Origin of the sequence: Nonomuraea sp. NPDC049141 (assembly GCF_040648415.1) — a bacterium.
Lineage (GTDB): Bacteria > Actinomycetota > Actinomycetes > Streptosporangiales > Streptosporangiaceae > Nonomuraea.
In genome coordinates, this window is record NZ_JBEZDR010000003.1 from 712,228 (window position 1) to 736,540 (window position 24,313).

The following is a 24,313-nucleotide window of genomic DNA, read 5'->3' on the forward strand; positions in this document are numbered from 1 at the left end:
CGCAATTCTCCGGATTTATTGCGCTGAAGCGCAAATAAAGATTGCTAAAGGTTGGCGTAAGCTGATCTGCATGGACATCGACCCCCGCCGGCTGCGTGTCCTGCATGAGGTCGCCCGCCGGGGCGGCGTCATGCGCGCGGCCGAGGCCCTGTTCCTGACGCCGTCGGCCGTCTCCCAGCAACTCGCCCAGCTCGAACGCGAGGTGGGCCTCGCCCTCATCGACCGCTCGCAGCGCCGCGTCTCGCTCACCCCGGCGGGCCGGGTGCTCGCCGGATACGCCGAACGCGTCGAGGACGAGCTGGCGGAGGCCCGGCGCGAACTCACCCGCTTCACCGAACGGCTGGCCGGACCGGTGCGGATCGCCGCCTTCGCGACGGCGATCAAGCACCTGCTGCTGCCCGCCATGCGCGACCTCGCCGTCCGCCACCCCAAGATCGCCCCGGTCATCCACGAGGTGTTCGGGCCGCCCGCGCTGCAGGAGCTGCGGCTGGGGGCCGTGGACGTGCTGATCACCGAGCAGGACATGAGCCTGCCGGTGCTGGCGCAGCCGTCACTGGCCACTCGCGCCCTGTACGTGGACGAGTACCGCATCGTGATACCACCTGACTGGCCCGAACCGCGCACGATCGCCGACCTGGCGGAGTTGCCGTGGGTGGCGAGCGAGCCCGAGCAGGCGTGTGGCCAGGCGCTCGACCGGCTCGCCGGGCTGCATGGGTTCGAGCCGCGCAAGGTGCACGTCATCACCGAGTACGACCCCACGCTGGCGCTGGTGGCGGGCGGGTACGGGGTGGCGATCGTGCCGTCGCTCGCCCTGCTGGACCTGCCGGAGGGGGAAGTGCGGGTCAGCGAAATACGGGATGTGGGGTCGCGGCGGTTGGATGCCGTCACGCGGGTCAGCCGTACGAGATCGGGGGAGCCGGACCCGGTGCTGGCGGTCGTGATCGGCGCGATCGAGGACGCTACGGCCGCGCTCGACGCCAACCTGGTCGGCCATCTCCAGAGCACCGCCCAGCCGCTCGACTCGTAGCGACCTCGGCCGGCTGACTTGTCTTCGGCCGTAGCGGCCCGGCCGTCGTCAGTCGGCGACCTGCGGGCCGTTGACCCTCTCCAGCAGGCGGGCCAGGCGCTCGCGCAGCCCCGGACGTTGCGGCAGCTCGCCCGCGGCCATGCTGACCAGGTGCTGGGCGCCGTCGAAGGTGATCGGCCCGAGCCGCGGCACGGCGATCGCGTCGTGCGCCAGCCCCTTCAGCGCCGTGTCGCCCCCCTCCAACGCCAAGATCGTCGCTCCCGTACGGCGGGCGTCGTCGACCCGTTCGAGCAGCGGCTCGGGCGCGTCCTGCTCAGCCACCACGAACAGCGTCTCGCCCCGCCCCGCCTGCTGGATCCGGTCGAGCCCGACCCGCAGGTGGGCCGGGCCGTCGGCGCGCGGCGCCCAGCGGACCAGCGTGGGGGCGAGCTGCGGCAGATCGGACAACCGGGCCTCGTCAGACAGGTGCGCGGTGAGGTGCCACGGCTCGTCGTCGGGCGTGCCCACCAGCAGCAGGCCGCCGGGCGAGCGCGTGGTCCGCAGTGCCAGGCCGAGCTCGCGGGTGCGCTCCACCCAGCCGGTTTCGGCGAGGAGTTCGCGCAGAAAGGTCACCGAGCCAGCATCCATCCGTCCATGGTGCCCGACGCTCGCGGTCGAGTTCACCGTTTCCCGGCGGCCCGGTGATGCGGTGGTGGCCAGTGTTATGTGGCGTGGGAGGCAGTCTGAGCCCGACTCGGGTTAGCCGTTTTTTCGGGCCTTGACATGGGGTTACTGACGGGTAACGATCGGCTCGCGGCGCCGACTTCCCATGAGTGAACCCCACGGAGAGGGGTGGCACATGAGGTTACGTGTTCGCGCCAGCATGTCCCTGATCATCGTACTGATCGCGTCCTTCGTCGCGACCCAGCCGGCCCGCGCGGCCGCGGCCGGGGACGTGGTCACCGCCCAGCCCACCACCGTCTACCTGCTGCCGGGCAAACTGCTCGAAGTCCCGGTGAACGCCTGGCACCTGCTCTACCGCTCGACCTCCGCCACCGGCTCGCTGAACGCCGTGTCCGGCACCCTGCTCGTACCCAAGGCGGGCTACGCGCTGGGCAGGCGCCCGATCATCGGATACGCGACCGGCACCCACGGCCTCGGCGACCAGTGCGCCCCCTCGGTCAGCATGAGCAAGGGCGGTGAGGCCGAGCTCGCGCTGGTCAGCCTGTTCCTGCTCAAGGGGTTCGCGGTGGCCATCACCGACTACGAGGGCCTCGGCACGCCCGGCGTGCACACGTACATGGCCGGGATCTCGCAGGGCCACGCCGTACTGGACTCGATCAGGGCCGCCACACGGGTGTCGGGCTCGGGCCTGTCCGCCGGCGGGCCGGTCGCGGTGATGGGCTACTCGCAGGGCGGCGCGTCGGCCGCGTGGGCCGCCCAGCTCCAGCCGTCGTACGCGTCGGAGCTGAAGCTCAAGGGCGTGGCCGCGGGCGGAGTCCCCGCCGACCTGCGCGCGGTGGCGACCCACCTCGACGGCGATGCCAACTTCGGCCTGGCCGCCGCGGCCGGGATCGGCCTGGACGCCGCCTATCCGGAGCTCAACATTCAGGCCGACCTCAACGACCGCGGGCGCGCGCTGCTCGCGGACGCCGCAGATGACTGTGTGGGCGACCTGGAGAGCAAGCTGGCCGGTCTTCGGTTCTCCGACCTGAGTCCCGTGGATCTGATGAACCAGCCCAAGTGGCTGGCCCGGCTCGCCGAGAACCGGCTTGGCTCGGTCGCGCCGCGGGTGCCGATGTTCATCTACCACGCTCAGGGGGACGAGATCATTCCGCAGGCGATCTCCGCCACGTTGCGCTCCGAGTACTGCCGGGCTGGGGTCAACGTGCGGTGGGTGTCTCTGCCAGCGCCCAGTCATGTGACGGGGGCCATTGAGGGTGGGCCGTTGGCCATCGAGTGGCTCGGGCTCCGGGTCCTCGGGCTGCCGGCGTTCGGCAACTGCTAGATCCCACCGGGCTCGGCGCGTACCCCTCCATCCTGCGCCGGGCCCGGTGCCCCTTCCACGGCACCGGTAAGGAGTGTGACCAGCTCGTTGACGATCGGGGGGCGGGCGCCGGGTCTGCTGACGGCGAGGATCTCCCGGTGGAGCGGAGCGACCCCGGGTGGCAGAACCACCCGCTCGATGCCGGCGTCGTGTCCCGCGCCGAGGAGCGTGGCCGGGATCAGGCCCACCGCGAGGCCGGCTCGGATCATGGCGAGCATGCTGTGCAGGTCCTCGGTCTCCAGTGTCACCTGGGGCGCGATCCCGAGCTGTCCGGCCCAGCGGAGCAGCAGCCGCCGGTCGGGGTTGTGCGCGTGGCCGGAGACCCACTCCCGTTCCAGGCATTCGGCCAGCTCCACCGGGTGTCGGCGCCCAGGCTCGGCACCCGTGACCAGGACCAGCGGTTCGCGCCCCAGGACGGTGATCGTCAACGCCTCGGACGGGGCCGGTGGGTCCTCGGGCAGGTAGCGGTAGGCGACGAGCAGATCCATGTCCCCTGACTTGACCCTCGGCACCCCCTCATTCGTCTCCACGACGATGAGCCGGATCCAGGGACCCGGGCGGCGAGCCCTGAGCGTGGACAGGATCTCCGGGAGCAGGTAGGTCATGGCGCTGGGGTAGGTCCCGACGCGCAGTTCGGCGATCTCGCGGTTCGCGATGCCGTTGGCGGTGTCCTGGAACCGCGCGGTCGCATCGAAAAGCGTCTCGGTCGCCTGGGCGAGGGAACGGCCGGCCGCGGTGAGGATCAGCCGGCTGCCGGGGCGGCGGACGATCAGTTCGATGCCCATGTCGCGTTCCAGCGCGGCGATGTGCTGGGACACCGCCGAGGGCACGTAGCCGAGCGCCGCCGCGGCCTCGGCCATCGAGCCCTGGCGCACCACGGCCAGGAAGGTGGCCAGGAGCTTCAGATCCGGCTGAGACTTCATGGATCATGAACTTTCTCTTCGAGATCCATCGCTTTACGTGGTCGCGAGGTCGACACCAGAGTAAAGGCACCCGCCTGACAGAAAGCCGAGACCATGGCCATCGACCTCACCGCTCTCCGGGCCCACTTCCCCTCCCTCGAGACCGGCCTCGCCTACTTCGACGGGCCGGCCGGAACGCAGACCCCCCGCTCCGTCGCGGACGCCATCGCCGCGACGCTGACCGGTCCCCTGTCCAACCGGGGAACCATCAGCCCGTCGGAGCTCAACGCCGAGCGCGCCGTCGCGGACTTCCGCGCCGCCTACGCCGACCTGCTCCACCTGCCCGCGAACGGCATCGTCCACGGCCGCAGCGCCACCCAGCTCACCTACGACTTCTCCCGCCACCTGGCCAAGGGCTGGAAAGCGGGCGACGAGATCATCCTCAGCCGCCTGGACCACGACGCCAACGTCCGCCCCTGGATCCAGGCGGCCGAGCGCGCCGGAGTGACGGTCCGCTGGATCGAGATCGACGACGGCACCACGGAACTGGACCTCGGCTCCTACGATCGGGCCCTCTCATCGCGCACCCGGCTGGTCGCGGTCACGGCGGCCTCCAACGTGCTGGGCACCAAGCCACCCGTCCGCCGGATCGCCGACCGGGCCCACGAGGTCGGCGCCCTGGTGTACGTGGACGGGGTCCACTACGCCGCGCACCACCTCGTGGACGTGCCCGCTCTCGGAGCCGATCTGTTCGTCTGCTCGCCGTACAAGTTCCTGGGACCGCACTGCGGCGTACTCGCGGCAGCACCTGAGTTCCTCGAAACCCTGCGCCCGGACAAGCTCCTGCCGTCCCCTGACACCGTGCCGGAACGTTTCGAGTTCGGCACGCTCCCCTACGAGATCCTGGCAGGCGCCACCGCCGCCGTCGACTTCCTGGCGGCGATGGACCCGGGTACGGAGACCTCGCGCAGGGAGCGGCTGACGCGATCGCTGGGCTCCATGCATGAGCACGAGCAGTCGCTGCGGACGAGACTGCAGGAGGGTCTGGGGGCCTTCGGCGACGCGGTCACCCTGCACTCGAACGCCCCCGACCGTACCCCGACGCTCCTCATGACCCTCGAGGACCGCGACGCACGCGAGGCCCAGGCACACTTGGCCGCGCGCGACGTGGTGGCAATGGCCGGGTCGTTCTACGCCCACGAGCCCTTCACCGCGCTGAAGCTCAAGGACCCCGCACTGCGAGTGGGTCTGGCCCCGTACAACACCACCGATGACGTGGACCGGCTCCTCGAAGGCCTCGCCGCCTTCCTCTGACTCCGAAGACCTCAGTCAGGCAGCCCCCAGAAGGATCCGTGCAGGCCGACCTCGTACCTGGGCGGCACGGCATGGATCGATGAGGGGTCATGTCACCTGGCAGGCGGCTCCGTTGAGAGTGAAAGAGGTGGGGGCGGCGGTGTTGCCGGTGTGAGTGGCCTGGAAGCCGATGGTGGTGGAGCCGCCCGGCGCGAGGTTGCCGTTCCAGGCGGCGTTGGTGGCGGTGACCTGGCCGCTGGCCGGCGCGTACGACGCGCTCCAGCCGTTGGTGATGGTCTGCCCGCTGGGCAGGCTGAACACCAGCCGCCAGCCACTGGTCGCCGAGCTGCCGGTGTTGGTGATCGTGATGTTGGAGGTGAATCCGGTGTTCCAGGTGTTCATCACGTACGCCACGCGGCACGAGCCCGACGGCGTGGGCGTGATCGTCGGGGTGACGGTCGGGGTGACGGTTGGGGTGGTGCCGCCGTAGATGGTGGCCTCCTTGGCGGTGGCCTTGATGCCGTTGGCGCCGTTGAAGATCCGCTGGCCCCAGGTGGTGAGCTGGTTGGGGTTGAAGCCGGTCGCCATGTCCAGAATCGGGTCGGTGTTGCCGCTCCACGACCAGCCGAGGTAGCCGAGTCCCCGGGCCGCCGCCTCGGACAGCAATGTCTCGTGATCGACCTCGCTGGCGCTGAACCGCCAGCCGAACTCGCCGATGACCAGCGGCCACCCATTGGTCTGGAACCGGTTGAGGTAGTCGGTGATCGCCGCGGCGCTGTTGAACACGGCGTACATGTGGATCGACAGGACAGTGTTGTGCTGGCTGTCGGCGTTCAGGATGGTCTGGGCGTTGTCTCGCATGACGTACTGCCAGTCCTGGCCCCAGTTCGGCGCGTCGACCATGAGCAGGTGCTCGAAACCGTTGCCGCGCATCTTCTGGATGGCGGCGGTGGTCGCGCTGGTCCACTGGCCGGCGTTGGTGTTGCCGATCGGCTCGTTGCCGATGTTGATGACGATGTAGCTCTCCTGGCCCACGAGCGCGCTCTTCTGGCTGATCCAGTAGTTGACCGCCTCGTCCAGCGTCGCCGCCGCGCCATCCTCTCCGTATCCGGTGGTGTCGTGCACCTCCAGGACACAGATCAGCCGATTCTGCTTGCACAGGGAGATCACGTTGGCGACGTCGGTGGACGGGCCCCACCGCTTGCCACTGCCCAGCACCACCCGCACGGTGTTGGCGCCGAGAGCCTTGATGTTGGCGAACGAGCTGGTCTGGTTCGTGTACCAGACGTGTGGGTGGTTGACCCCGCGCATGATGAACTTCTGGCCGTTGGCCTCGACGATGCTCGTGCCGCTGACGTGGAGCCCCACCGCCGCGTGCGCGGGCTGGATGGCGGTGAACATGACGGCGCACAACGACACGGCTACGGCGACGAACGCCGCGCCGACCGAGACAAGCCACGGCATCGATCTCATCGCGAATCTCCTCGCGGTCGGCAACTCAGGGGCCTGCTGAAACGCACCCAGAATGTACGCAGAGCCGCTGCACCCGTACAGCCGCTGCCACACCGCCCCGCCAAGGCCCATAAGGCCCGGCCCAGCTCCCTAATCGCTAAGCGGCCTCAAGCTGGTCAAACCTGCCTAAGACGCTCTCGCCGGGACTCACGTGACCATGAAAGTTCCACACCCGACAGGCGGCGTGACCTGGCTGCTCGCAGGCCAGCACGGCAGCACCCAACTGGCCATCAACGCGGCCACCGGCACTGTCAACCGCGAACGCTACCTGCCGTACGGTCAGCGCCGCGGCGGCGACGACCTGCCCATTACCGACCGCGGCCTCCTCGGCAAGATCGAAGACACCTCCACCGGCCTGGACTATCTCGGCGCCCGCTACTACGACCCCGCCATCGCCAAATTCATCTCCACCGACCCCGAACTCGACCTCCGCACCCCCGAATGGGCTAACCCCTACTCCTACGCCGCCAACGACCCCATCACCCAATCCGACCCCGACGGCCGCCGCGTCGACAGCAACGCCAAATCCGACAACACATTCGCCGCAACCCACCACGCCAGCGGCAAGAAGAGACTGCCCGCGAAAGAACGATTCACCGGCAGCGGCAGCGGCAGCGGCAGTACGAGCGGGACCGCATAAGGGAGCAGCGCAACCGAACCCGGGACGCTCAAATTCGCGACAAGAAGACTGCACAACAAAAATTCAAGATTCGGGAAAATATCAGGAAGCACGGCTGCTCGGAGCCGCCGTGCGACGCGGGCCCCGCGGAGCGGGCTGGTCTCATCGGCGAGGGCGAAGGCACGATCGAAACTGCAATAGCAGCAGAGCTCGGCGTTGGGGCCGTGGCTGGGGTTGTCCGTGGAGCGCGTGCAGTGGCCGGGTTCAGCAAAGCACGTGCTGCGCGTGATGTGGGGTTAGCTGAACTGGGTAAGCTGTCAAAGACTCAGCGAAGCAAGGTCGGGGCAGTTACGGGCGGCTAAAATAAGAAGACCGGCCAGTCGGCGTGGGGATGTTCATCGAAGGGCAAGTGCGCAGAGGACGATGTCGTTGAAAGACTCGGCAACAACAAGGAGGGCATTCTTTTTAGCAAAGCAATACGTCCTCGCACGGGCGAACAGCAACCAATTTGCACTGTTTGCCAGCCGATCTATGGCAAACGTCCTTATCCATTCGGCCCCTTTCCTTGGGGGACTATATTCGGCAAGACGTCGAATAGGAGCAAATGATGCCCGGAGTCCCGGAGCCCGTCTCATGGCGAGATAGCTGGGTATCGCATCCACAGTACGTGGAAGAAATGCCCTTATATTTGCACACGCTGCAGACCTCCGGTAAAGCAAGAGATCTCGACAATGCACGTTTCGGAATCGATCAGGCTGTCGCCCGGGGGCATCAGCTCTATATAGGTGCATATCACGTCATTCCAGCACTGCTTGAATTGCTGAGACTTCGTACACTAGAAATAAGGATAGGAATCTACCATATTCTGACAGAGATCGCGCTGTCTGAACCGTCCGAGCCGGAACCGCAGGTTATCGACGACATAAGCGGCGCTGAGGTTCCGCTGGCCTCTGGCTGTCATGGTCGACTAAAGGCAGCACTACCGCAGGCGTGGGAGGATGTTGTCAGCACAGATGAAGACATGATCTTTATGGCGATGGACTTTATCGGCTTCATGAATGAAGATAAAGATCGATTCATCGATCATCTCCGGGCTTCTCTTCCTCAATATGGCGACAGGTGCCGCGAGAACGCGCAAGAGTGGCTTGACGAGTACAATAACTAAAAATGTTTCATCGTAGAATGATATTAAAGAAAGTTGCGACCAGGGGCTCCGGCAAGGGGAGCGAGGGTTGTAAAAGCTGCAACCACGATGGGGAAGATCGCAGGACCGCGCCCCAAGACGGACGGCAAGTGGTTCCCGAATCGGAAGCTGCCGCGCGATAAACATGGCAATCCGAAACCTGAGTCTGACTCTCCCCAAACGCAGCTAGGATGGAAGAAGGGGAGGCGCGATAGCTACCCGCAGGCTCGAGAGTTCGGAGATAATGGTGAGGTGATGCGAGACTATCACTTCACCAATCATGGGCGACTCGATGTTCCGGGCCATGTTATCCACATCAGCATTGATGCACAGAAAATCCGACGGTGGAACAAGCAGCGCGGACCAGCAGAGTCATGGGCATGATGACATGTCGACTGTCGTGATACCCATGCATAAATCTTCCGAAGAAACTGTTAGGCTCATTCAGATTCTCGGTACCCTCCCTGAGAATACGTGGGCATGGAGCATGCTGGAGCTATGGGGAACCGGTATCGCGCCCCAGGGAATGACGATGCAGTCATTCGAAGACTACGTCTCATCCTCTGATGCCGGATATCAATTGGGTTGGCGCGAGCTGGTAAGCACTGCTTCCAGCTTGGATCAAGTTCATGACTGTCTAATCGCGGCCACTAGATCCCCCTTTGCCCTTACGCGCCCAAGCCTCGATCAGGCTTCTAACCCAGAACTTCTCGTAGTGATTGAAGCTTTAGATAGCACTGAGTGGGGCATCCGAATCGGCGATCACCTCGATGATGCTAGAGAAATAAAAGAGCGACTTGCGTCATTGAGATGATGCGAGCGAGTTGCCGGTAAGTAGTCGGGCCCAAAATGGGTGAGGACAAGCGCCGATGCCGCCAGGGTTGATGGTGATGTGCTGGAGGGTCCGCCTACGACCCTTGAACAGGGCGAAGCCGGCTCTTCGCCTCTGGAGGGGGATGTCACCATCAAAGGCGAAAAGCCCTCAATTACTCCCCCCGCTGAACTGTCATCACGGAGAGCGGTAGTAGCGATGAATCTAAGCATTGAAGTTCCAGAATACCGGGCTGGCGAAGGGCTAGGTTTTGCTTGGGACGAAAATTTTTGAAATTGAATTGACGGTCAGGTCGACGGAGGTTGTCATCAAGGCAAATCATGCCGGATTAACCTCGCTGGCACGTCACCTGTTGACCCTTGCTCAGGTAGGCGTGCACGAAGGTTCTCATATTCACTTAACGGCAGATCAAGAAATCGAATCCGACTTCGATCTAATTCTCGAGCGGATGGAGAAAGGATAATGTACGTCGTATGTCGTTGACGGCGACGTCGGGGAACTTTGCTGGCCGAGCTTGGCACGGCGCACGCACAAGCGGTGGAATCGAGCGTCTGCATCACATCCGACGCCGCCTCCGAAGCGAAGATATCGACGAAGCCCCGCTAGGAGATTCCGCGATAGAGCGGGCTGAGTATTTCGGAAAGCGGTAACGGTGAGTTTTGATCTTGCCTTTTGGTGTCAGAGGTCGATTCCGACCCCAGAGGAGGCGGCTCAGGTTTACGACCAGTTGACGGACGGGCTTGCAGGTATCGTCGAAGAAAGTTCAGCTATTGATGATTTCTGCCAGGCCGTGATCTCTGTATTTCCGAATCTCACTGAGGATAATGTGAATGAGTCGCCGTGGGCCTCTCCTCTCTACGTCACCAGTGAGTGTGTAATGGCGGCTATCTCCTGGTCGCGTTCCAGCGAAACCTCCTCGGTTCTACTTGATTTGGCGGCAAGGTATGGGCTAACCGCTTATGACCCGCAGGAGCAAGTGGTTTACGGAATTACTGGAGAGGCTTCAAACTGCTGATGCCGTAGGAGAGAAGTGGGCAACGTCCGCGGACGAAGGCTGTCCCCGTCGCCGCTCCGGTCGATGGCGTCTCGCTGGATGGATGGATGCGCTAGCTGAGGATGGGGAAGTTGGCACGGAAGGTGTTGTACGGGTCGTGGTGGCGTTTGAGGTCGCGCAAGCGATCCAATGCGGCAGGCGTGAAGGCGTCGGCCGGTGTCTCGCCAGGGCTGAGGAAGGTGAAGGGTTTGCGTCCGCTGACGGGGAGGGCGTCGGTGAGTGCGCGTTGCCTGGCGGTGATGGCCTCGGCGGTCGTCGGGTCGGTTGGCACGCCGAACAGGTAGAGCGCGTAGGGCTCGGTCAGCGGGCCATGGGGAGTCTCGGACGGGAGGGCGAAAGCACCGCCGAGGTGGCGTATCTGCACGCTCATCAGCGGGGCGATGGGGTCGGCCAGCAGGGTCTTCGCCACCCTGTCATCCAGGTCGGTGAGCAGTTCGCCGCGTGAGGAGCCCGCGCCGGGGTCGGTGGGTTCGGCGGTGATGGTGCCGAGTTCGGTGATCGACATGGGGCGTCTGCTGTCGGTGAGGGGGTGGGGCAGGTGGTCCAGGGGGCTGAGCAGGGCGCGGGCCGTGGCGGCGTGGCCGAGATAGGTGGCGTCGATGGCGATCATGGGTGCGGAACCGGGGAAGTGCAGCAGGTCCAGCCAGAGGGTGAGGTCGTCGGGGGCGGTGGCGGTGATCTGGCGGTAGGCGTCCATCACGTCCGGGGCGTGCTGGGCGGCCCATGACATGCGCCCTCCGTACAGGTGCGGAGCGGGGTGGAGGGCGAGTTCGAGGGCGGTGACGATGGCGAAGGAGCCGCCACCGCCGCGCAGGGCCCAGAACAGGTCGGGGTCGGTGTCGGCGGTGAGCCGTCGCTGCCGGCCTTCTGCGTCCACGATGTCGAAGGCGGTGACGTGGTCGGCGACCCAGCCGTGTTTGCGGCCGAACCAGCTCAGGCCGCCGCCGAGAGCGACGCCGGCGACGCTGACGACCGGGGAACTGCCGGGCAGGCCGGTCAGGCCATGCGGCGCGGCGGCGGCTTGGAGGCTGCCCGAGGACACGCCCGCGTCGACGCGGGCCTGCCGGGCGGCGGGGTCGATCTCCAGGGTGTTCAGTCGCCGGGTGCGCAGCAGGATGGCGCCGTCGAGGTCCGGGGTGGCGCCGTGGCCGTTGGGCTGGGCCGCAACGGCCAGGCCGTGGGCGTGGGCATAGCGGACCACGGCCGCGACGTCGGCGGCGTCGGCCGCTTCCACCACGGCGGGAACCGACTGTTCGATGGCCAGGTTCCAGGGGCGCCGGGCCTGGTCGAAGCCGTCGTCTCCGGGGAGCAGGACGCGTCCTCGGACGAGAGTGCGCAGGTCGTTCAGCTTGTTGCTCATTCTTCCTCCAAACTCGGTGGCAGGGGTGCTCGTCAGACGCCGAAGATCGCGGTGGGGTCGCCGGTGTACCAGGCGTTGTCGATGCGCAGGCGGCGGATGACCCAGCGGTCGCCATCACGGACCAGATCGGCGTCGTAGGGGTTCTTCAGCAGGGCGAAGACGGAGTGGTCGGCGGCGAGCAGATGCTGGGCCTCCACCAGGGCGGTCAGCCGCGCGGTGTCCCCGTCTATGGTGATGCGGGGGTTGGTGACCTGGTGGGTGGTGTCCACCCGGCCGGTGAACATGGCCAGGATGGTGTCGGTGATCGTGTCCCGTCCGGACATCACCGGTGGTCGGCCGCCCCACTTGGCGGCGGCGGGGCGGAAGTCGAGTTCCGCTTCGACGGCGAAGGCGGAGGCGAACAGTGCCTTGTCCTTGAGGTCCTGGCCCAGGCCGAAACGGTACAACGCGTCCAGGATCTCGGCGCGGTCCCGCAGTTCCCGGACGAGGGCGTTCGCGTCGTTCGGCAGGGCGGAGAGGGCGCGTTCAGCGGTGACGTACATGGCTTGCTCCCATGCGGCTCAGAGAGGAGGTGGCTGGTGCGGACCACTTTCGTCTGGCGCGAGGGGCCGATCAACGCGGCCCTGTGGAAGGATCGTGAAGCAGCGGTTAACGATCTGGGGGTGAGATGCTCGAGCGGCATGAGCTGGAGGCGTTCCTGACCTTGGCCGAAGAACTGCACTTCGGCCGCACCGCTGAGCGGCTGCGCGTGTCGACCGCCCGGATCAGTCAGACGATCGCCAAGCTGGAGCGCCGGATCGGGGTGCCCTTGTTCACCCGTACCAGCCGTCGCGTGGAGCTGACCAGGGCGGGGCGCCAGCTGTATGAGGAGGTTCGGCCCGCCTGGGACCAGATCGCCGCCGCATTCGCGCGGGCGATCGACACCGGCCGCGGCCTGACCGGCACCTTGCGGGTGGCCTTCGTCGGTGCGGATGGCGGGCAACTGCTCGCCGGGGCCGCCGAGCTGTTCCGCCGGCGACTGCCGGACTGTGAGGTCCAGCTTCGTGAAGCGCAGATGGTCGATCTCATGCCCTGGCTGCGTGACGGCCAGATCGACCTTGCGCTGGGGACGTTCCCCATCGAGGAGCCGGGCATCGTCACCGGTCCGGTGCTGGTGTCCGAGGCGCGCATGCTGGCTGTGCCGTCTCAGTATGCGTTCGCCCGCCGTACGTCGATCTCGCTCGACGATCTGGCCAGGGTGAAGCTGCTCCAGCTGCCGGACACCCTGCCTGTCTCGTTGCGACAGGACCGTACCCCGCGTACTACCCCCAACGGACGACCGATCGAGCCGGGACCCGCGGCCTCCACGTTCAACGAGATGCTCACCCTCATCGGCGCCGGGCACGGCGCCTTCCCCGTCGGAGCCCAGGCCAGGCGCTACTACGCGCGCCCTGACGTCGCCTACGTCCGCATCAGCGATGCCCCGCCGCTGCGATGGGGGCTGCTGTGGCGGGCCGATGGCGCCACCGCACGCGTCCGCGCCTTCGCCGAGGCCGCTCACGACCTGGTCACTTCTTCATGAACGGCCGTTGCCAGCGGGTGCTCGTGCCGGAGACGGACAAGGTGCGCCGCTGGAGCAGTAGGCGCGGATAATGTCGCGCGAGTTTTTGCGCATCAGGCTTGAGCGGATCTCCAGGACTCCACAGTCGCTTCGGCGATGGTTTCGATGCGGTGTCCGTATGCCAGATGCCCATCAGACATGAAGCTGCCGTCCCTGAACGGCAACTCGCAGAACGTAGCGCGGAAATGCCCAGGAGGTCGACCCGGCGGGAGCGGCGCGTACGCCGCCAACGGCGCCATGTCGTAGCCCGACTGCGCCCCGTGCCTGTTGCGCGCCACCTGATGAGCCGCCACGCGAAGCAGCGCGTCGATGCCCTTGTTCACGTAGAGCTGTAGTTGGCGGAACTGACCGTCAAGGTACTTCTCATGAGCTCTGGAAGGATGCTGAAGGAGATACGCGCAGACCACAGGCGCGTGCCACCTGTACATCTGAGGATCGGCCTGCTCTTCGGCCAGGATTCCGTGGTAATAGTCCACGCACACGCCCAGCGGACCGGCAATCGCACCGCAGTCGCACTGACTCATGCTGGAGCTATCTATCATGGTCTGCAACATAGGCGGCCGACGACAGCGTTGTCGACAGGATTTCGGCGTCGGGCCGGCGACTTCTCGGTCGTTTACTGCTTGTACGAAGACTTGAAACTCGGTGTCAGTGAATTTGTGTGGGGAGCCGTTGGATGAGACTTTAATGACTCCCTGATATTCCAGAATAAATAATTTGAACGCACCCGCAATGTCCGGATCTGTGGGCTAGTCGTCCTTGTGGACTTTTCCGGGGGCGGCGAGGCTGGTGGGGTGGGAGATGTGGTTGTGGCCGTCTATGACGGGGTGGTGCTGCTGGACGTAGCCGGACCAGTGCAAGTTCTGCACGGGTCCGGCGGCTACCAGATACGGCTTGCTTCCGTAGATGGGCGGCCCGTACGCACGGACATCGGTGTGCCTTTGGGGGCGGACCTAGCTCTGGGCGATGTCGAGGGGCCGGTCGACACGTTGCTGGTGCCGGGATACGCGCCCCCCGACGGTGACCGCCCTGACGCGGCGTACCTGAGTCTGCTGCGGGAGATCGGTCATCGCGCGCGTCGGGTGGCCTCGGTGTGCACGGGTGCGTTGCTGCTGGCGGAGGCGGGGCTGCTCGATGGGCGGCGGGCCACGACGCACTGGGCCGCCTGTGCTGATCTGGCGTCCCGGTTTCCGCAGGTCACCGTGGAGCCCGATGCGATCTACGTTCGTGATGGGCCCGTGGTGACCTCGGCCGGGGTCACCGCCGGGATCGATCTGGCGCTCGCCCTGGTCGAGGAGGACCACGGTTCGGACATCGCGCGGGCGGTGGCGAAATACATGGTCGTGTTCCTGCAACGCCCTGGCGGCCAGTCGCAGTTCAGCGTTCGTCAGGCTGTCGCTACGCCACGCCACCCCGCGTTGCGGCGACTCCTTGACGCGGTCGCGGTCGAACCGGCGGCGAACCACAGCCTCGCCGCGATGGCGGCCCGTGCCGCGGTGAGCGAGCGTCATCTGACCCGGTTGTTCCGTCGTGAGGTCGGGCTCACCCCCGGTCAGTACGTCGAGCGGGTCCGGGTGGAGGCGGCGCAGGTCCTTCTGGAGACCAGCGCCGTCGGGGTGGCCTCGGTCGCCCGTAGCTGTGGTTTCGGGTCCGATGAGTCGATGCGCCGGGCGTTCCTGCACGTGCTCGGTACGACCCCGACCGAGTATCGCCAACGCTTCCGCACCTCCCGCGCCATCTCATTCATCAAATGACATGACTGTCTCAAGGAGACCGTATGAGCTCTTTCCTGCCCCGCCGCACGTTACTGGGAGCCGGTCTCGCCGGCCTGGCGGGTCTGACGGTCGGTATGCCTGGTGCTTCCGCCGCCGACGCCGGGGATCAGAACGCTGACCTGTCCTTTCCCGCCACCCGTATCGCCCAGGCGGCCCACCGGCTGGTGACGGACGCGCAGGAGCCGTACCTGCGCAATCACAGCCTGCGCAGCTTCCTGTTCGGCCGAGCGGCCGCCGCGCAGTCCGGTCTTCGGCCGGGCCACGACTACAACGCCGAAGTCATGTTCCTCATCTGCGTGCTGCACGACATGGGACTGACCGAACGCGCCGACACCGGCCAGCGGTTCGAGATCGACGGTGCCGACTTCGCCGCCCGGTTCCTGGAGGAGCAAGGCATCACCGACCGGCGCATCGACACCGTCTGGGACGGTATCGCTTTGCACACCTCCAGCGGGTTCCACCAGTCGCCCGTGTTCGCCCGCCGGCGTCCGCCGGAGATCACGGTCGCCCAGAACGGCATCGGGCTGGACCTGACCGGCGGCCCCGAGGAGCTGCCCGCCGGATATGCCGATCGCGTACACGCCGTCTACCCCCGCCACGGTGGCGCCCGCGTCCTGACCGACGCCATCATCGCGCAGGGCCTCGCCGATCCGCGCAAGGCGCCGCCCATGACCCTGCCCGGCGAGATCCTGCACCAGCGGCATCCCGAGGCTCCGTACATCACCTGGCAGGGCTTCCTCGACGCCAGCGGCTGGGACGACTGACGGCGCGTCTCAGCACGGCTCATTGAGCCGCTGCCCCTTGTCCGAGCCCATGAACATATGTGGCTGATTCAGATCGACGTTATCATACGTCATATGTCAGATGATCTGCACAATTTTCCGGAGAGTGAGCAACCAGGCTCGCACTTCGCTACCTAGACCTCGATCAGGGCGCCTGATGCTTGCGTGCTGAGCACCAGGCGCCCTGAACCAGAGAGAGACAACCCATGGAACATTTGTTGCTGTCGGTGCATGTCCTGGCCGGCATCGTGTTCGTCGGAGGCTCGGCGGTCGCGACGAGCCTGTTTCCCCGCTATCTCCCGGTCGTCGCCGACGTCACAGTCGGCGCGCCTGTGCCGGAAGCAGCGCAAGAGCGCAATCGCGCTGTGTCCGTCGCGCTGCACCGCATCACCCGTGGCTATAGCGCGTTCGGTTTGATCGTGCCGGCCGCCGGTATCGTCCTGGCCTTCGTCCAGGGCCGCAGTGGCGAGATCTGGATCACCGTCGCCATTGCCCTCACCGCCGCCGCGGGCGTCCTGCTGGCGCTGCAGATCTATCCGCGCCAGCGCGACGCGCTCGCCGGATCCGGCGACCCCGACCGGCTGCGCACGCTGTCCATGCACGCCGGCATCTACAACCTGCTGTGGGCGGTCGTCGTCGTTTTGATGATCGTACGTCCCGGCGCGGCCCCGGGAGCGTGACCTGACATGCGCACACTGCGGATCGCGGCCGGCGTTGAGACCGCCTCCTTGCTGGTTCTGCTGGTCAACCTGTTCACCACGCACAGCAAAGCGATCACCTCCCTCGTCGGCCCGCTGCACGGCACGGCCTACCTCGTCGTCATCTCAGCCGCCCTGCTGGCCCCGGCCACCGCCTCATCCGGCGCCCGCCGGTGCGCCGCCATCCCCGCCATCGGTGGACTGCTCGCGCTGTGGCAACTCCGTGAGCGTTCCCGAGCAAGCATTCCCTGACCGGCCTGGCGGTGCCGGAGACCTGCCGCGCCCACGCCGGCGGCGAGTCAGGGATCTTCAGCGCGAGGCCGAGTCCGGCAGAGACATCAGGTTCCACTGCGCAGCGCACGCCTCGTCAGCGCAGTGAAGACAGTACTTCTCGAGCATGGGAGAGACGCGGATGAACACGGGCGAAATCGTGCTGCTGGGGACGCTGACCGTGGCGATGTTCAACGTCGGGGTCATCTGGCTCACGCAGGTCGTGGTCTATCCCGTCTGGGCGCTGGTCAGTGAATCGGACTGGAGCGCCTACCACGAGGCCCACAAGCGGCGCCTGCCGGGCACGGCGTTCGTCCCGCACGGCCTCGCCCTCCTGGGCGCGGTGTTGCTCATCGTCCTGCGGCCGTCATACGTGCCGGGCTGGGCCGTCTGGCTCGCGTTCGCCGTCGAGGCGGCCATGCTGGCCGCGACCGCGACGTACTGGGCGCCGCTCCAGATCCGCCTCAGCCGTCGAAATGACCACCGGCTGCTGCGCGTGCTGCTCGCCACGCACTGGATCCGGGTCGGGTTGGTCACCGCGTTCGGTGCGCTGCTGTGCTGGATGGTGACGCTCGCCTTCATCTAGCGTGCGATCCAGCAGGCGGGCGCCGACCGGCGCCCGCCACGCAAGTGGGGTCAGCGGTGCCAGAGTACGGCTGAGGTGGTGGTGCTGTTGAGGGTGACGTCGCCGTTCCAGGTCAGGAACGACTGCTGGGGGAGATAGTTCTGGCCGAGGAGGAAGCCGCGCTTGATCGCGGTGACGTGCACGGTGGCGCCGGTGTCGGTGCCGACCACGACGCGGTGGGCGGTCACCTCGGCGATGTCGTCAGCCGTCGTGCCCGCGGGCAGTTCGACCGTGGTCGCCGCTGGGTCGTCGCGCTGGATCGACCAGGTCGGATCCACATGGTTGGACAGATAGACGGTGTCGCCGCTGACCAGGCGTACGCCGAGCGAGACGCCGACCCAGGATGAGCCCGCGTTGGCCGGCTGCGTGGTCTTCTTGACCACCGCGTACAGGTAGTTACGCTGGTCGCTCACCTCAGGCGTGGCCGGTGTGGTGGCCGAGGGGGCCTCGATCTTGCCCTCGCGGAGCATCTCCTTGGCCATGATCTCGTACGTCCAGGGGTTGGCGTCCATGAGGTATTCGCGGGCCTGGTCGGCCGGCAGCGTCGGCAGGTACGACAGGAAGAACCGCATGGGGTCGTCCACGGTGTCGCACATGTTGTTGTTCGACGTACAGGTCTGCAGGAGGGCGTGGTCGTTCTCGTAGCGGCCGGTGAAGTGCAGGGTCTGGTGGGTGGGGGCCTGGTAGGTGTCGCTGCCCTCGACGCGGTCGCCGTTCTGGTCGACTTCGACGCTGTAGATCCACTCGATGTCGGTCGTGCGGCCCCAGCGGGCCATCAGCGCGGGCGTGTTCGTGCCGCCGTCCTCGTTGCTCCACACCACCGAGTACGTGAGCTTCGTGTGGCCGGGTGTGGTGGCCGGTGCCGACTCGTGCCAGGCGATGAGCGGGGTGTCGGTGGTCGCGTTCTGGTACGGGTTTCCGAGGGTGGCGATGTTGCGGCCATAGACGACGGGCACGTACCGCAGCACGAGGTATTCGGGACTGCCCTTGGCGTAGGTTGAGACCCGCAGCGTGTCCAGCACGACGGATCTGCTCGTCGCGGCGGAGCGCTCGACGGCGAAGTGCAGGCGCAGTTGGTGCACCCCCGCGGTGAGTCGGCCCAGCGCGAGCTGGCGGTGAAGGGGCTGGCCGCCGGAGACCACGAGGTCGGCGGCATATCGGTTGTCGACTGAGATGGACACGACGGCCGATTCGGCGCCCGCCTTCGCCCAGTCCGTGCCTGGCGCGGATGCGTTCAGGTCGATGAGTGCCTCGCCGGACTTCCGCACTACGACGGGTACCCGGGTGTCCGGGTGGTTGCGGCGGACCTCGATGGACCGCGTGTGGGCGGTATCGGCGGGTGTGGCCTGTGCCGTGGCCGGGGTGATCAAACCGGTCAACCCGGCCAGGATGGCGACCGTCGTGGTCAACAGGGGGACAACTCGCATCAGGGGGATTCCTCCGCTGCATGGACTGCGCCGCGGGCGGGATGAATCGCGCCCGTGAGCAGGTCCGATCAGATGCCAGATCTAATGTTGAAGCGCTCTCCACGACTAAAGTCGGGGGATTCCAGCCAGCTCGGGCTCCGTCTGCGCGGTGGCCTGGGCTGCTGTTGCTTGGCGGTTCGCCTTGCGGCCCACGCGGTTGCGTGGTTTGCGCGCCCCAGTCCGTACACCCGGTCTGGGCTGCACGAACTCCGCCCTCCCGGCGGTGAGGATGTTCTTGGCGGCGTTCACGTCGGCGTGCTCGGTGTGTCCGCACGAGGTGCACCGGAAGGCCGCTTGGCTCTCGCGGGACTTGCGATCCACCACCATGCACACGTTGCACGTCTGACTCGTATACGCCGGATTGACAGTGATTACACAGGTGCCCGTGTAGCGGGCCTTACTGCGGGTGGCCAACTCGATCCGATGCCAGCCCTTGTCCAGGATGGACCGGTTCAAGCCAGACTTTCCCGCACCCCCGTTAGGCAGGAACGCGCCCAGCCGTTCGGGGTCGGGCCGGGGTGCGACACGGGCGGTCATGTTCCTGGTCGCCAGCGCCTCGAACACCACCAGCTCAAAGCTCGTGGCCAGGGCGCAGGCGGTCTTGGCGGCGAAGTCCTCCCGGCGTCGGCGGATCTTCCGCACCAGGTTGGCGACCCGTGCGGCGGCTTTGTTTCGCCGGGCCGATCCCTTCGTGGTCCGGGCGAAGTCCCGCTGGAGCTTCTTGGTGTGCCCGACCTCCCAGTCCCGGGCGAACACCTGATGGTGGAAACGTCCATCCGAGCAGGTGACGACCTTGACCACGCCCCGGTCGATACCGACCGCACCGCCGGGATGGGCATGCCGCTCAGGCTTGATCAGGCTGTCCTCGATGAGGAAGCTGATGTACCAGTGCTTGTCGTCCCGCCTGATGGTGGCGTTCTTGACCGTCCCGCCCAGCGGGCGGGTGATGCGGAAGCGGACCCAGCCGAGCTTGGGCAGTTTCGCCCGCGCCCAGCGCCGGTTCAACCGCTCGATGGCGATCTTCCCGCCCTCAGGAAACCGGAAGGACGGCGGATTCTTGACCTTGGACTTCCAACGGACCCCCCACGTGCCGTGCCGGGAACACGCCTGGTCCAGGTCGATGAGCGTCTGCTGAAGGCAGTGGCCGGGCACCTCGCACAGCCACGCGAATTCCCGCTTGGCTTCGGCGAGCTGGCCGGCCTGTTCGTGGTAGCCGATGAACGCACCGCGTCGCCGGTACTCGCGGCGCTGCTCTAGCGCGGTGTTCCACACGCTGCGGCAGGCCCCGCCGATCCGCTCGGCGAACACCACCTGGCCGGGAGTCAGATTCAGACGGTACTTACGTCCGGTCAGCATCCGCGATCACCGGCTCTGCTTCTCGACGTACCACGTGGCGACGTCCAGGGGCGCCCCGCCCACCGTGGCCACGAAGGAGGAGTTGGCCCACAGCGTCGGCAGCTTCGACCTCAAGCTCGGGAACTCCTGACGCAGGATGCGCAAGGAGCGACCCTTGACGGCCTTGACCAGCTTGTGGATCCCGAACCGCGGACCCACCTCGACCAGCAGGTGAACGTGGTCGGGCATGACCTCCATCTCCACCAGCCACGCCCCCTTTCTCCTCGTTCACCTCGCGGATCAGCTCTTTCAGCCGGGTCTCGATCCGTTCGCCCAGCACCGCCTGCGGTATGTGAGGCACCACACCACGTGAAAGGCGCGCTGGCAGGCGATGTTGCTGTTCGTCCGCAAGGTCACGGCCACACGGATCAAGATACGGCGTTGATCTATCTACCGCTCAAAGATTCGACAGAAGGGCTTACCCCCATGGCTGAAGCCAGGGGTCCGCGCCTAGGTTTCCGATCGAAACTAACCGGCCGGACAACGCCGGGAAAGCGGTCGTTGAAGAACGGGACAACCTAGGAGGCCCGGCCGCGTGCGAGCCCACAGGTCGCTGTGGGCTCGCTTCGCGTGGCGACCTGAAGGGATCAGGGCGTGGTGACGGCCGCGCCCGTGACGGACGCCGACCAGTACAGCGCCCTGGCCACCTGCGGGAACAGGCCCTTGGGGTGGTTGCGGAACATCGGCTCGGTGCCGAACAGCACCACGGCCGCGCCCCGCTCGTCGCGGCCGCTGACCACGGCCGCCTGGCCTCTGGCCGCGTCCTGGCCGCCGGTCCCGTCGGGGTTGGGGCGCCAGTGGCCGGAGACGAGCGGTCCCTCGGCCGCGTACGTCTGCTCGACCGTGACCTCAGGGCCGAGCCCGGTGAACCAGCGCGGCGAGTACACGAACGAGTAGCCGGGCGAGCCGCTGCCCACCGGACCGGTCGAGGAGACGACCCGAGCCACGCCGTTGGCATCGCCGCGCCCGGCGATGGACGTGGCGGTGAGCAGTCCGGCGGCCGTGTTGAAGGCGGCGCCGGTGCTGCCTCGGGTGACCACGCCGCCCGAGGCGAGGAACGCGTCGAGTGCCGCCTTGGCCGCCGGGTTGAGTGCCGCGTAGCTCAGCCCGCTGGAGACGAAGAGCACGTCGGTCCCGCTCCAGTCGAAGCCGCCGTTGAGGATGGCCGTGGAGATCGGGGTGACGGGGAAACCCAGCTCACGCAGCGTGAACAGCTCGTCCGCCGAGGTGGCCGCCGCGATCCGCACCTGGGACAGCGGCGTACTCGTTACAGAACCTGCTGGGGTGAACGCTACGCCGTACCGGTCGGACACCGTGCGCGCGGCCTGTCGCGCGGCGGCCGGGATGATCGCGGTGCCGTCGTTCGCCCAGGTCACCGCGACGCCCTGGGCCAGCAGCGCGTTCAGCGCCATGACCTCCTTGGCGTCGATCACCTTCAGCGCGAGCGGGCCGTGGCCCCTCGGGACCGAGCCCGTGGGGGCGGCGGCCTTGACCGGCTCCGCCTTTGTCTGGAGGGTGGTGACGCCGTCCACGGTGGCGCCCCAGAGCAGGGCGTGGCTCCAGCCGGAAATGTCGTACATGGCATCGACCCTGGGAGAGATGTCGGCCCCCGCCTCCAGCATCACGTTGGCCAGGCCGCGCTTGGGCTGGCGCATGTCGACGACGTACGAGCCCGCCGGGTACGTCCTGCCGCCCGCCCTGAACGAGCGCTTGGCCTGCCCCACCTCGACGTCGTTCGCGATGAGGTGGTCCACCAGCCGGGCCGCGGCCGTCGCGGACCGTTGCCCGCCACCCACGGGGATCACGTACGCCCGGGGGAAGGTGGTGTTGTAGACGTCCTCGGGGCCGAAGCCGGGCACGATGCCGAGCGGCACGGTCCGGGAAGGCTCGCCCGCGGCGCCTCGGCGGAAGACCTCGATCTGGTCGGCGATCAGCTGGTCGTGCCTGGCCCGCACGAAGCCGTACGTCGCCCGGATCGCGGCGGCGGCGATGGCGGTGTTGATCCCGGAACGGCGGCGCAGCTCGTCGACGGGCAGATTAGTGTAGTCGGAGCCGTTGACGCGCAGCGGGATCTCGACGGTGTGCGAAGCGACCGCGCCATGGAACGGCGCGTACTGCGGGCTGAAGATCGGCGGCCAGTCGTCCCAGCCCTCCGCGGAGTCGCGGAACGGGATCTGCGGCGGGTACACGCCGTCGGCCTCGGGCGTGTGACCCAGGGCCTTGATGGCGGCCTCCATGCCGAGCCCGTTGGCGTAGGTGTTCTTGATGAACAGGTCGTACTCGTAGTTGGCTCCGTGCGGCGGGGTGGTGGGCTCGATGAGCGTGCCGTTGACGTAGCCGTGCAGGTCGATCATGGTGACCGGCTGGGTGTCGATCATCACCTGGCGCATCGCGCGCACCTCGGGCTGCGAGGCGGTGACGAAGTCGCGGTTGAGGTCGAAGCCCGCGCCGTTGACGCGTACCCCGTTGACGCGGCCGTCGGGGTTGGCGGTCACGTTGAAGTACAGCCGAGTGTGGCTGAGCAGGTCGGCGACCTGGGGATCCGTGCTGGTGGCGAGCTCCTCGATCACGCGCAGAGCGGCGTCGGTGCCCTCCCACTCGTTGCCGTGGATGTTGTTGTTGACGAACAGCGGCGCCTTGTACTTCCTGGGCAGCCCCCGGTCGCGGGCCGCCGCTGCCGCATCGTGCTGGATGCGGTCACGGATCCTGCTCTGCTCGCGCGCCTCGTCGCGGCTCTCCGGTGCGGTGACGGTGACGAGGTAGAGGTCGCGGCCCTGGTACGAGCGGCCGATGATCTCGGCGCTCACCCGTTTGCTCCGCTTCTGCAGGTCGTTCAGCCTGGCTGCGATGCCGTGGTACGGCACGAGGCCCAGCTTGATGGAGGCGTCGGCGGGGTTCTCGGCGGGGATCGGGAGCTGGTTCTGCCTGGGGTAGCCGCGGTCCCGCTCGTGGAACAGCTCCTCAGCGGGGGCGCGGAGGGTCTCGGCGGAGTCTTCTGCCGCCTGCTCGTTCCGCTCGGGACCGTTGCCGAAGTCCCGTACGGCCGGCGGGGGCGGCTCGACGGCGTGGGCCGTCGCGGCCGTGGGAGTGAGGAGAATGGCGATGCTCAAGAGGGCGATGGATAAACGCAAGGAAGACCTCCCTGGTACGGAAGTGATCTCGCCGGATCCGTACCACGAAGCGGGTCCACGCACCAGCCCCGGCGTTCTCAGCCGTGAAACGGGCTGATAAGAATGCGGAATGACTGTGAACGGTGTTTCGATCGGGATCCTCGGCGGGACCGGCGACCAGGGGAAGGGGCTGGCGCGGCGGTTCGCGCTGGCCGGGCACCCGGTGCTGATAGGTTCGCGGAGCGCGGGGCGGGCTCAGGAGGCGGCCGAGTCGATCGGCTCCGGCGCCCGGGGGGCCGAGAACGCGGTGGTCGCCACCGAGGCCGACCTGGTGATCGTCGCGGTGCCGTACGACGGGCACAAGGCGCTGCTGGAGTCGCTGCGTACCGAGCTGGCCGGCAAGATCGTGGTCGACTGCGTCAATCCGCTGGGGTTCGACAAGCAGGGCGCCTACGCGCTGCCCGTCGAGGAGGGGAGTGCCGCCCAGCAGGCCGCGGCGGTGCTGCCGGACAGCCGGGTGGTGGCGGCGTTCCACCACGTGTCGGCCGTGGTGTTGCTGGACCCGGCGGTGGACAAGGTCGATCTGGACGTTCTGGTGCTCGGTGACGACCGCGAGGCCACCGATACGGTGCAGGCGCTCGCGGCGGTCATCCCCGGGGTGCGCGGTGTCTATGGTGGCCGGCTGCGCAACGCCTTCCAGGTCGAGGCGCTGACGGCGAACCTGATCTCCATCAACCGCCGCTACAAGGCCCACGCCGGAGTACGCGTCACCGACGTCTGACCG

Annotated in this window: 22 protein-coding genes and 1 pseudogene; 13 read left to right on the forward strand and 10 right to left on the reverse strand. The window is 67.0% G+C overall.

Annotated elements, in window-relative coordinates:
* Positions 1–70: 70 nt before the first annotated feature.
* Positions 71–1,027, forward strand: a complete 957-nt coding sequence (locus AB0B91_RS11710; protein ID WP_358318232.1) for a LysR family transcriptional regulator — start codon at positions 71–73, stop codon at positions 1,025–1,027.
* Positions 1,028–1,075: 48 nt separating this feature from the next.
* On the opposite strand, the gene AB0B91_RS11715 is transcribed toward AB0B91_RS11710, so the two are convergent.
* Positions 1,076–1,654: a hypothetical protein gene (locus AB0B91_RS11715; RefSeq protein ID WP_358318233.1), complete on the reverse strand. Its 579-nt coding sequence runs from the start codon at positions 1,652–1,654 to the stop codon at positions 1,076–1,078.
* A gap of 211 nt (positions 1,655–1,865) precedes the next feature.
* On the opposite strand from AB0B91_RS11715, the gene AB0B91_RS11720 reads away from it, so the two are divergent.
* Complete coding sequence (locus tag AB0B91_RS11720) at positions 1,866–3,014, forward strand: lipase family protein (RefSeq protein WP_358318234.1); 1,149 nt, start codon at positions 1,866–1,868, stop codon at positions 3,012–3,014.
* Here the strand turns inward: AB0B91_RS11720 and AB0B91_RS11725 are convergent.
* On the reverse strand, positions 3,011–3,976 hold the full coding sequence (locus AB0B91_RS11725; RefSeq protein ID WP_358318235.1) for a LysR family transcriptional regulator: 966 nt from the start codon (positions 3,974–3,976) through the stop codon (positions 3,011–3,013). The genes AB0B91_RS11720 and AB0B91_RS11725 overlap by 4 nt on opposite strands.
* A 93-nt stretch (positions 3,977–4,069) precedes the next feature.
* Here AB0B91_RS11725 and AB0B91_RS11730 point away from each other — a divergent pair, with 93 nt between their 5' ends.
* A complete protein-coding gene (locus AB0B91_RS11730; protein ID WP_358318236.1) occupies positions 4,070–5,269 on the forward strand; it encodes a cysteine desulfurase-like protein in 1,200 nt (399 codons plus the stop codon).
* An 87-nt stretch (positions 5,270–5,356) separates the two neighbouring features.
* On the opposite strand, the gene AB0B91_RS11735 is transcribed toward AB0B91_RS11730, so the two are convergent.
* Entirely contained in the window at positions 5,357–6,721 is a 1,365-nt protein-coding gene (locus AB0B91_RS11735; RefSeq protein WP_358318237.1) for a cellulase family glycosylhydrolase, read from the reverse strand.
* Between the two features lie 196 nt (positions 6,722–6,917).
* Between AB0B91_RS11735 and AB0B91_RS11740 the strand changes: the two genes are divergently transcribed.
* From AB0B91_RS11740 to AB0B91_RS11750, 3 genes are all read left to right on the forward strand, one after another.
* Positions 6,918–7,400, forward strand: a complete 483-nt coding sequence (locus tag AB0B91_RS11740) for an RHS repeat-associated core domain-containing protein (protein WP_358318238.1) — start codon at positions 6,918–6,920, stop codon at positions 7,398–7,400.
* A gap of 646 nt (positions 7,401–8,046) precedes the next feature.
* Complete coding sequence (locus tag AB0B91_RS11745; protein WP_358318239.1) at positions 8,047–8,544, forward strand: hypothetical protein; 498 nt, start codon at positions 8,047–8,049, stop codon at positions 8,542–8,544.
* 1,502 nt (positions 8,545–10,046) lie between these two features.
* Entirely contained in the window at positions 10,047–10,409 is a 363-nt protein-coding gene (locus AB0B91_RS11750; RefSeq protein ID WP_358318240.1) for a hypothetical protein, read from the forward strand.
* A gap of 91 nt (positions 10,410–10,500) precedes the next feature.
* Here the strand turns inward: AB0B91_RS11750 and AB0B91_RS11755 are convergent, their stop codons facing one another.
* Complete coding sequence (locus AB0B91_RS11755; RefSeq protein ID WP_358318241.1) at positions 10,501–11,808, reverse strand: FAD-binding oxidoreductase; 1,308 nt, start codon at positions 11,806–11,808, stop codon at positions 10,501–10,503.
* A gap of 32 nt (positions 11,809–11,840) precedes the next feature.
* Positions 11,841–12,350 carry a nuclear transport factor 2 family protein gene (locus AB0B91_RS11760; protein WP_358318242.1) on the reverse strand — a complete coding sequence of 170 codons (510 nt, stop codon included), beginning with the start codon at positions 12,348–12,350 and terminating at the stop codon, positions 11,841–11,843.
* 125 nt (positions 12,351–12,475) lie between these two features.
* Between AB0B91_RS11760 and AB0B91_RS11765 the strand changes: the two genes are divergently transcribed.
* Positions 12,476–13,369: a LysR family transcriptional regulator gene (locus tag AB0B91_RS11765; protein WP_358318243.1), complete on the forward strand. Its 894-nt coding sequence runs from the start codon at positions 12,476–12,478 to the stop codon at positions 13,367–13,369.
* A 92-nt stretch (positions 13,370–13,461) separates the two neighbouring features.
* On the opposite strand, the gene AB0B91_RS11770 is transcribed toward AB0B91_RS11765, so the two are convergent.
* Positions 13,462–13,932: a DUF5946 family protein gene (locus AB0B91_RS11770; RefSeq protein WP_358318244.1), complete on the reverse strand. Its 471-nt coding sequence runs from the start codon at positions 13,930–13,932 to the stop codon at positions 13,462–13,464.
* Positions 13,933–14,202: 270 nt separating this feature from the next.
* On the opposite strand from AB0B91_RS11770, the gene AB0B91_RS11775 reads away from it, so the two are divergent.
* The 5 genes from AB0B91_RS11775 (at position 14,203) to AB0B91_RS11795 (ending at position 17,519) form a co-directional block, all read left to right on the forward strand.
* Positions 14,203–15,162 carry a DJ-1/PfpI family protein gene (locus AB0B91_RS11775; protein WP_358318245.1) on the forward strand — a complete coding sequence of 320 codons (960 nt, stop codon included), beginning with the start codon at positions 14,203–14,205 and terminating at the stop codon, positions 15,160–15,162.
* A gap of 23 nt (positions 15,163–15,185) precedes the next feature.
* Positions 15,186–15,947, forward strand: coding sequence for a hypothetical protein (locus AB0B91_RS11780; protein ID WP_358318246.1), 762 nt, complete (start codon positions 15,186–15,188; stop codon positions 15,945–15,947).
* A gap of 224 nt (positions 15,948–16,171) precedes the next feature.
* Complete coding sequence (locus AB0B91_RS11785) at positions 16,172–16,645, forward strand: hypothetical protein (RefSeq protein WP_358318247.1); 474 nt, start codon at positions 16,172–16,174, stop codon at positions 16,643–16,645.
* Positions 16,646–16,651: 6 nt separating this feature from the next.
* The gene (locus AB0B91_RS11790; RefSeq protein WP_358318248.1) at positions 16,652–16,915 is read left to right on the forward strand and encodes a DUF3817 domain-containing protein; all 264 of its coding nucleotides are present in this window, start codon (positions 16,652–16,654) and stop codon (positions 16,913–16,915) included.
* A gap of 160 nt (positions 16,916–17,075) precedes the next feature.
* Positions 17,076–17,519 carry a hypothetical protein gene (locus tag AB0B91_RS11795; protein WP_358318249.1) on the forward strand — a complete coding sequence of 148 codons (444 nt, stop codon included), beginning with the start codon at positions 17,076–17,078 and terminating at the stop codon, positions 17,517–17,519.
* Between the two features lie 50 nt (positions 17,520–17,569).
* On the opposite strand, the gene AB0B91_RS11800 is transcribed toward AB0B91_RS11795, so the two are convergent.
* The 4 genes and pseudogenes from AB0B91_RS11800 to AB0B91_RS11815 form a co-directional block, all read right to left on the reverse strand.
* Positions 17,570–18,985 (reverse strand): hypothetical protein, encoded by a 1,416-nt coding sequence (locus tag AB0B91_RS11800; RefSeq protein WP_358318250.1) that lies wholly within the window; start codon positions 18,983–18,985, stop codon positions 17,570–17,572.
* A gap of 105 nt (positions 18,986–19,090) precedes the next feature.
* Complete coding sequence (locus tag AB0B91_RS11805; RefSeq protein ID WP_358318251.1) at positions 19,091–20,380, reverse strand: transposase; 1,290 nt, start codon at positions 20,378–20,380, stop codon at positions 19,091–19,093.
* 6 nt (positions 20,381–20,386) lie between these two features.
* Positions 20,387–20,782 (reverse strand): annotated as a pseudogene (gene tnpA, locus AB0B91_RS11810) (IS200/IS605 family transposase).
* A 224-nt stretch (positions 20,783–21,006) separates the two neighbouring features.
* Positions 21,007–23,550: a M14 family zinc carboxypeptidase gene (locus tag AB0B91_RS11815; RefSeq protein WP_358318252.1), complete on the reverse strand. Its 2,544-nt coding sequence runs from the start codon at positions 23,548–23,550 to the stop codon at positions 21,007–21,009.
* A gap of 109 nt (positions 23,551–23,659) precedes the next feature.
* Here AB0B91_RS11815 and npdG point away from each other — a divergent pair, with 109 nt between their 5' ends.
* Positions 23,660–24,310: an NADPH-dependent F420 reductase gene (npdG, locus tag AB0B91_RS11820; protein WP_358318253.1), complete on the forward strand. Its 651-nt coding sequence runs from the start codon at positions 23,660–23,662 to the stop codon at positions 24,308–24,310.
* The last annotated feature ends 3 nt before the right edge of the window (positions 24,311–24,313 follow it).